Genomic DNA, 8,168 nt, shown 5'->3' on the forward strand with positions numbered 1-8,168 from the left:
TTTCTATCTTACTGATATAGATACAGTTAGACCGACTATCCGAAGTGAAGTTCCGCTTAAGAGATCGTATTCGTATACGTCCCCCCTAACCCCCCCCTGTCGGCGACAGGAAAGCCGCCGCTTGCCGTTGATCAGGCAAAGGTGAAGGAAAAGAGCTGAGCCTTCTCCATGAAGAACCGGATCTTGCGGAACCGCTCGAATTCCGGCGCCGGGTAGGGGGCAGGCTCCGAGGGCAATGCCGGCATCTCGGTCCGGCCGTTCCAGGAGAAGGTGTGTTCGACGGAGTCTCCCCGAAAGACGTCGCACTCCTGACGGCTGAAGCCGGGAATGACCTGGTCGCGGAGATCGACGATTTCCGCGACGATCGAACCCGCACCGTAGCATCGCATGTTGGCCCTCAGCCGCCTTCCCTCCGAGATCAACGGACGGGTCACCAGGATGCCCCGCCGTGTGGGTCCGGCGTCCAGCGAAACGAATCCGTCCACCCGCAGCTTGGCCAGTCCCAGGGCGTAGTTGACCCCATCGGGTTCGGTGACTTCGGGCACTTCCAGACCCTCCCGGGCTCCGGAAATCCACCAGTCGTGATGGTTCGAGGCGCCGCCGTGATAGATGTAGAGTTCGTCCCCGACCCGGATGGGATCGTGGGTGATGGTGGCCATGTATGAGTCCCAATGGCCCTCGCCGCGCGGAGCCAGAAAGGGCCGGCGTTTGTTCAGATGACGCCAGGTCTTTCCGTCGCGGCTGTAGACGAGCCGGACCTCGATTTCGTTGGAGACGTAGCTCATGGTGTTGAGGAACCCGAGCCGCACACCGCCGACCGGGAACGGGTAGAAGCCGTAATAGGTCTCGTCCAGGCCGTCCTCTCCGTCCTCGGGAGTGAGAACCGCGTAAGGCTCCGACCAGTGAATCATGTCGGCGCTCTCCGTCTGCCAGATCCGCCGTTTGTTGATGCGGCGCCAATCCAGGGGATAGTAGGGCGGACAGATCGTCCATTCCTCCAGTTCGGGGTTGTCCAGGTTTCGCGCGATGGCGTACATGTCGTAATGGCGCATGTTCAGAATGAAGATCCGGCCGAAAGGGTCGTAAGAAAGCGAATTCGAATCGTCCATCTTTGATCCGGTCCGGCCCATCTGCGGCCGTTCCGGCATGTCGGTCCAGTGCATCAGGTCCTCGGACGTGGCCGCCATCACCTTCCAGGTGGACTCGAACAGCTTCTTGGGCAGATAGCTGAGGTAAATCGCCTTGAACCGGCGTGCGGGATCCTCCTCGTGAGGGTCGAGAATGTAGGTCATGCCGTAGGCGTTGGGGATGACGATGTTGGTGTCCCGGCCATCATGCTGGAACACGTCGAGCTCCGGCTTTCGCCAATGCACGCCGTCTTCGGACTCGGCGTAAAGGAGATGGAACGCCGGCGGATCATGGGGCGTGTCTCCCCGGTTCCAGATCTGATAGACGCACTTGAAAATCCCGTCCCTGGGGTCGCGAACCACCCGGGAGCCGTTGAAGGTCAAGTAGGTGATCTGCTCCCAGGGACGGTCTCGGACGATGACCGGACTCCCGCCCCGCGTGGGCTGGTGCCAGGTGCGGCAGATGTTCTCGACGGATTCGATGACCAGGTCGTCGACGAAGATCTGCTTGGAATGACCGATGTCCAGCATCGTGGGTTCATAGTTCATCTTGGCTTCTCCTGTTCGAGTTCGGCGGCATCCACGCCGCGCCGGCCGTCAGCCGGGATCGGCCCGCCCAAGTCCAGTCCATTTGAGATCTCCAGCCGCCGTCCGTCACGACCGCTCAAGCTCACGGATGACGCGATCGCAGTTGAGCACCTTCTCCGCCAGATCCAGGGGGCGGTAGTAGTAGTGGTTGGACGCCTCGTATCCGAGTCGGGAGTCGCGTCGAGCGATCGGATAGAGCCGTCGAGCCAAGTCGATCTCGTCCCGGCAGAGCGCCGCCATCTCCGACCGAACCTGCCGGAGGTCGCCGTTTCCCGACTCCAACTGCTGCCGGAGCATGTAGAACTTCACCTGATTCGCGACGCTGCGAAAGTGGATGAAGCAGGTTTCGCCGACCCCAAGGTCTTTCCTCGCGGCGGCCTGGAGGTGCTCCGGGACCTGTTTCTGGGCTCTCCGTAAGGCGTCCAGTCCCTTTTCCCATTTCTGCGACATCTTGCGGAACTGTTTCTGCACCGCGTCTTCCGGGTAGGCGCCGCGCCAGCCCGGCACGTCGTCATGGGGGAACAGGGTCATGCGGGACCGGTGACCCGTCGGATTCGAACGCAGCAAATTGGCGGGTCCGTGCTGGACCGGGATCATGTAGATGCTGATGCCGTACGGATATTCTTCGAAGGATTCGCTGAAGGCCTTCCACGCCGACTTGACCAGCGCCGCCGCCTTCGGACCGTAACCGCGTTCCGCCACCTGCGTCAGGACCTCGTCGCCATCAGGCGTTGGCCAACGGCAGTATTCCCGGGCGACTTCCAGATTCGGCGAGGGGTATCCCCCGACCGTCCAGGACAGCATCAGGCCCTCGATTCCCACTCTCAGGAGGTTCTCGAGATGCCGCTGGATCAGGCTCAGGACTGGTATGTAGGGGACGGCCGCCAGTTCCCAACTGTTGTTGATCTGGATCTTGGCCAGGGTGCTGATCCCCCTCTGCCGCGCGGCCGTCCAGTGGCGCACCGCCCTGGGCCCCGGACCGACCACGGAGACGGAGTACTCGCCGACCTGGGTCCGGACGCCGCCCCGGTGGACCGGTTGTTCCCACTCGCTCACGCTGAGCAGACGGACATCTTGCGGAAGCCTGCGAATGGTCGGAATCGGGTCATTGCCGTTCGGCACCCAGGAATGTCCCCAGCCCCAGTCCCAGAAGATGATCTCGGCCTTCGGGCTGCTGCTTCGGATGCCGTCGCGGATTGCCTTCAGAACGGCCGCAACCGTCTCCGCGGGATCGATCCCGGGGCAGCGCGGGCAGTTTTCGGGACGCCCTCTGGAGAAGCAGTTGGTCAGATTCTCCGACATGGTGATGTTGACGATTCCTCCCAGGTCGGGGACCTGGGCGAAGACGTGGCTCAGACCTTCCGAAACCCACTGGAGGACCGGATCCGTGTTGGTGCACATGGCGAAGTAGCGGGGATCGTCGGCGTCGGAGGTGCCCTTGATCCCGGGACGGTCCCGAAAGAAGGACTCGGGCATGGCTCTGGGTTCGTTGACGTAGAGCAGGACCTTCATGCCATGCTTGGCGCACCGGTCCACCAGCCGGTTGAGCCGGTCGAGGCGGGTCTGCCAACCCTCGCCGAATTCGGGAAAGACGCGGGAGGGGGAGAGCTGTCTCAGGACTCCCTGGAGCCAGACGCCTTTGACACCCAGCCGCGCCAGCTTCTCCAGGTATGCCGCCGGAAACGGATCGATATCCTCCTCAATCAGGGGGTCTCCGTACAGGGCAACGTAGGAGTAGAGGTAGCTTGTCTCCAGGCGCCGAACTCTTCGGATCGTCCCCTTGGGCAGGAAAGGCCCCTGCCGCCGCTCCATCCGCATCTGCATCTCGTAGATGCCTTGGCGAATTCCTCCCGGCTCGGACGCCAGGACCGTCACCGAAGCGGCCTCGACCCGGATCTCGAAACTGTCCGGAATCGACGCCACGTCCGGGTTCAAGAGGAAACGGAGCGTCCCCCCGCTCGACCCCCCGCCTTCGCCGGCGGCCCGGGTGGGACATTGCATGGCGTGCCGCAGGTAGGACCGAAACCGCTGAGCCATCTCCATGAGTTCGATCTGATCCGGTAACCGAACGGCCCAACCCGAGAGGTCGATCTCCTCCCGATCCGGTTGCGCGCGGGGGTCCCGATGCGGCCGTGTCTCATCCCGGCTCAGATCGCCGACAAAACGAAACGGCTCCTCCCCGTTTTCATGCAGAACCCTGCCGAAGGTCGTTGTCACCAGCCGCCGGATCTCCGTTGTCCGTTGCCTTTCCTCCGGAGTCGGAGCCGCCCAGCGAATCGAGTCGCACTTCGGTTTCGGACCCAGCTTGTACCAAAGGAAGTCATCTTCCCTCAGGGTGAAGTCGTAGTGCTCCCGGTCCCAATCGAGCAGGGCGATGAGCTGCACTTCGGGCAGCAGGTGCCAGTTCTGGCGGATCACCGTGATGTAGATGCGGCGGAGCTGATCCCCGGTGAGAATCGGTTTGGCGGGCAAGCCCATCGACTCTCCCAATAGAACGATCTGTTCGCTGGTCGCTCCCACGACCCGGGCCATCCGTTCGGCGTTGGCCAATTCCCAGTTTCTCCAGACGAACTGATGGAGTGGGCTCGGGAAGTGGGACTCGGAGACGGGAACGGAGAAGTCTCCATAGCGGGCCTCGATGGGCGCCTGGGACCGAACCAGACCGGTCAGAACCACCGGAGTCGCGACGGCCCCGGCCAGGAACTCTCTTCGGTTGGGAGATGGTCTTCGGATGTATCGCAGGGGCATGAACCTGCCTCGAAAGAATCTGAAGGAGAGTGGGAGTCCTTGACCCAAATTATTACATTTTGGGACAATCCGGTCACTCGACCAGCGCATTGTCTCCACCCTCCAGCCGGAATTCGGCAATCGAGGATATGAACGAAACCATGCTCAGCATGGCCTGACGGAGGGCACCCACAAGCGGCGCCCCTACATTTCAATTGGGAATCACTCATTTACGAAGAGGGGCACGACCATGAAAAGCAGACGGACGTTCCTGACGGAAACAGCAGCGTTCACGACCATGGGAGCTTTGGCGTGCGGGACGGCTCCTACTCAGCCCGGCGGCGCGGTGCAGCAGTCGGAAACGGCGTCCTGGCCCACTCCGTTGCTGATGCCGGACGACTTCAGCGAACTGCATCTGACCGCCTGGCGCGTGGAGCCCGGCACCCCCGATCCGGAGAACCCGCTGCTTGAGGGGGACATGCCGTGGGACGGCGGCGGCATCGGGATCCACAGCTCGGTGTTCAAGGATCCCCGGAACGGACGATGGAAGGCCTACTTGGTGGCCACGCCTCCGGAGGAGACGGCTGTGGACTGGCGCAGTCCGTGGGCCTCCAACAACCACTCCAAGCGCCGCCTCTGCCTGTTCGAGAGCGACGACGGAGTGCGCTGGTCGCGACCAGCGCTGTCCAATGCGTCATTTGGCCAACATGAGAAGACCAACATCATCTTCGATCTCGACCAGGGGACGGCCGCCTATTCCTCCGTCATGGTCGACGACGGCGACGCCGAACTGCCCTACGAGATGTACGTCCTTCGATGGGCTTCCGTCGAAGGAAAGACGCCGGCCGGAACCGGGTATTACCGATACCGCTCTCGTGACGGTTATCACTGGGAGCTGTCGGGCGAACCCATCTACGACCCCATGAGCGGCGATCTCTGTTTCTTCTATCGCTACGGTCCGGGAGAGTACGTGGCCTATTACCGGCTGGGTGGAAAGAAGCAACCGGGCGACCATGTCCCCATCTACGAGGATGCGCCCCGCCGAACCGTCTACCGGGCGACGAGCGAGGACGGGAACGTGTGGACGCGGGACGAGTCCATGATCCTGACCCTGGACGAGCGCGACCACCGGGACACGCAGTACCAGGAGCTGGTCCCGCACCGGGTTCCCGGCGGATACCTGGGGATGGTGACCATGTATTGGCCTCTCACCCAGACCCTGAACCTCCGCTTGGCGGCGTCAAGGGACGGCAGCCGCTGGTGGTATCCGGACCGCCGGCCCTGCCTCGACAACGCCCCCTTGGGCGATTACGGCGGAGGCATGATCTGGCAGAGCCAGTACCTCGTCGAGGAGGGCAACCGGCTTCACCTCTACTACGGAGGAACCGAAGGGGCGCACCGGCAGATCTTCGACACCCGGGCTCCCAGCCAACAGGTCGGTTACCTGGAGAACGCCATCGACCACGGGGCCCATTTTCTGCCCTTCAATTCCGCCCTCTGCCGCGCCTCCTGGCGGATGGGACGAATGTACGCACTGATCCCTTCAGCCGGCGGTCCGACCCTCGGCATGGCGGTGACCCGGGACCGGGATCTGGCGAATCGGTCCCTGCGGGTGAACATGGTGACTCGGCCGGCCAAGAAATCGTCGAAGCCGGACTTGGATGCCGGTTACCTCCAGGTGGAACTGCTGGATTCGGACGATCGACCCCTGGACGGGTTTACCCGGAAGGACTGCAGTCCCTTGAACGGCGACCACGCGGCTTTGCAGGTGAACTGGAGAGGGGGCGACCGCGCGCCCGAAGGAGCCCGCAAGGCGAAATTCTATCTGAAGCGGGCGTTTCTGTACGGTTTCGAGTTTTACAGTCCGTGGTGAGAGTCCCGCGAGCACCGAGACCGTTCCTGCGCCCGGCGGACAAGGCGCTCTGAGGGAGCATACCGGGAGTATATGACCGAGGAGCAACGCAGTCCGCCGGGATGCAGGGACGGTCGAATGCCGTGACGACTTTTACCACGGGCTGCTAAGACCAGAGGAACCCGCGCGAGATGATTTCGACCTGCGAGTGGTTCACCGGCACCTCGTAGGGATCGAGGTTCTCGACCCGGGGCCGAATCCCGACCTCGATACGGCCGAAGCGATACCGGAGGTCGTCGCGAAACGAGTCGACCATCTCATGAAGATCGCGGTCCGTTCCGTCGGCGTCGCCGCTTTTCCGGAGCGCCGGTTCGTCGTCGCGAAGAGGCAGCCGATCCCACTCCTTGGCCAAATCGGAAAACAAGCTCCTGACCGTCGCCAGCCGCCGGTCCCGGTGCATATCCACCGATCTCTCCTCGGCCACCATCTTCATCATCGCCGTCTTGAGTTCGATGACCCGGCGCAAGAAGACGTCCCTCAACTCTTCCCGCTCCAAGACCCTTTTGCGGACCTCTTTTTGATGGCAACGGGCAAGAAATTCCTCGCGGCTCTCGTTGAATCTCGAGTAGAGATCCAACCCGGCGTTCCTCCAGATCCGGGGCCGGTAGTAATGGATCGAGTGACGAATGATCATGCTGTCGGCGAAATCGGGCCAATCCAATTCTCTCGGGGGATCGAACTCCTCGATCTCGTCGGGATTCACGGGAACGACCATGTCCGGTGTCCAGTGGAGATGGGCTTCGTCCAGCCATTCGCCACAGAAAAATTCCGTCGTGGAGGCCCGGTAACGGGACCTGACGTCCTGGACATCCTGCCGCACCAGGAAAAACAGTGAAGGAGTGGCGACCTCACTCGCGCCATGTCGTCGATAGTGTTTCAAGATGGATGCCAGCCGCCGCGAATTATAGCACGGAGACGGCCCCGCCCCGGGAGCCGGGAAGTCCGGCGTCTGTCCGATTGACAGACACTCAGTGTCCAATGTTTTCACATCTTGTATCCCGTTGAAATCTTGAGATTTACCCCGATTCCTGCCGTGACGGACTGTCAATCCGGTTGACGGTCCCCTTTCCGGAGACTCGCCGTAACCTCAAGAAATACAACGGTTTCCGTGTTTGGCACGCGTCTTGCACAAGAAATGCGGCAGAAGGAGGTGATCATGAGAGCTTACGCAGCGAAACCGGAATCGTGGGAGAGACGGCTGATCTCGGGAATCCGCAACGGGGACGAGGAGGCCTTCCGGGAACTCTTCAGGCGGTTCCAGGGCAACATCTATAGTACGGCGATCCGCATCCTCAAGGAGGAGCAGGCTGCCTGGGACGCTCTCCAGGAGACCTTCGTCAACATTCACAGGGCGTGCCACAAGTTCCGGGGCGATTCCAAGCTGAGCACCTGGATCAACAGAATCGCCATCAACGTCTGCCTGGAGACGCTCCGGCGGAACCGGAAACATCGCAACAACCTGGACGGGGACGTTTCGGAATGGGGCCACCTGGAGGACGCATCCCAGCGGACTCCGTTCGAAGAACTCCGGCGCACGGAGATCAAGAGGCGAGTCCGGTCCGCCATCTCGGACCTCAACGAACGCCACCGCAATGTGGTCTGGCTTCATGACCTGGAAGGGTTCACCATCCGCGAAATCGCCCAATCCCTGAAAGTCGCCGAAGGCACGATCAAGTCGCGCCTGTTCTATGGGCGCCGCCGGCTGCGCCAACGCCTCGAGGCGGCCTGAGCTTCGGTGGCGTCTGTCGCCCCGGCCGCCCCCCCCCCCCGCCGGGTTGCCCCCCCCCCCCCCCGCGGGGGCCGGCGCCATCGGT

General features: G+C 62.3%; 5 protein-coding genes. 2 read left to right on the plus strand and 3 right to left on the minus strand.

Annotated features, from left to right (window positions below; genetic code table 11):
- Positions 1-131: 131 nt before the first annotated feature.
- Positions 132-1,676, minus strand: a complete 1,545-nt coding sequence (locus tag OXT71_03840) for a hypothetical protein (GenBank protein ID MDE2925511.1) — start codon at positions 1,674-1,676, stop codon at positions 132-134.
- Between the two features lie 105 nt (positions 1,677-1,781).
- Complete coding sequence (locus tag OXT71_03845; protein MDE2925512.1) at positions 1,782-4,463, minus strand: hypothetical protein; 2,682 nt, start codon at positions 4,461-4,463, stop codon at positions 1,782-1,784.
- Between the two features lie 229 nt (positions 4,464-4,692).
- On the opposite strand from OXT71_03845, the gene OXT71_03850 reads away from it, so the two are divergent.
- Positions 4,693-6,315, plus strand: a complete 1,623-nt coding sequence (locus OXT71_03850) for a hypothetical protein (protein MDE2925513.1) — start codon at positions 4,693-4,695, stop codon at positions 6,313-6,315.
- Between the two features lie 145 nt (positions 6,316-6,460).
- Here OXT71_03850 and OXT71_03855 read toward each other — a convergent pair whose 3' ends face one another.
- The gene (locus OXT71_03855) at positions 6,461-7,234 is read right to left on the minus strand and encodes a hypothetical protein (GenBank protein MDE2925514.1); all 774 of its coding nucleotides are present in this window, start codon (positions 7,232-7,234) and stop codon (positions 6,461-6,463) included.
- Positions 7,235-7,510: 276 nt separating this feature from the next.
- Here OXT71_03855 and OXT71_03860 point away from each other — a divergent pair, with 276 nt between their 5' ends.
- Positions 7,511-8,083, plus strand: a complete 573-nt coding sequence (locus OXT71_03860; protein MDE2925515.1) for a sigma-70 family RNA polymerase sigma factor — start codon at positions 7,511-7,513, stop codon at positions 8,081-8,083.
- Positions 8,084-8,168: the final 85 nt, after the last annotated feature.

The organism is Acidobacteriota bacterium (assembly GCA_028874215.1).
Lineage (GTDB): Bacteria > Acidobacteriota > UBA6911 > RPQK01 > JAJDTT01 > JAJDTT01.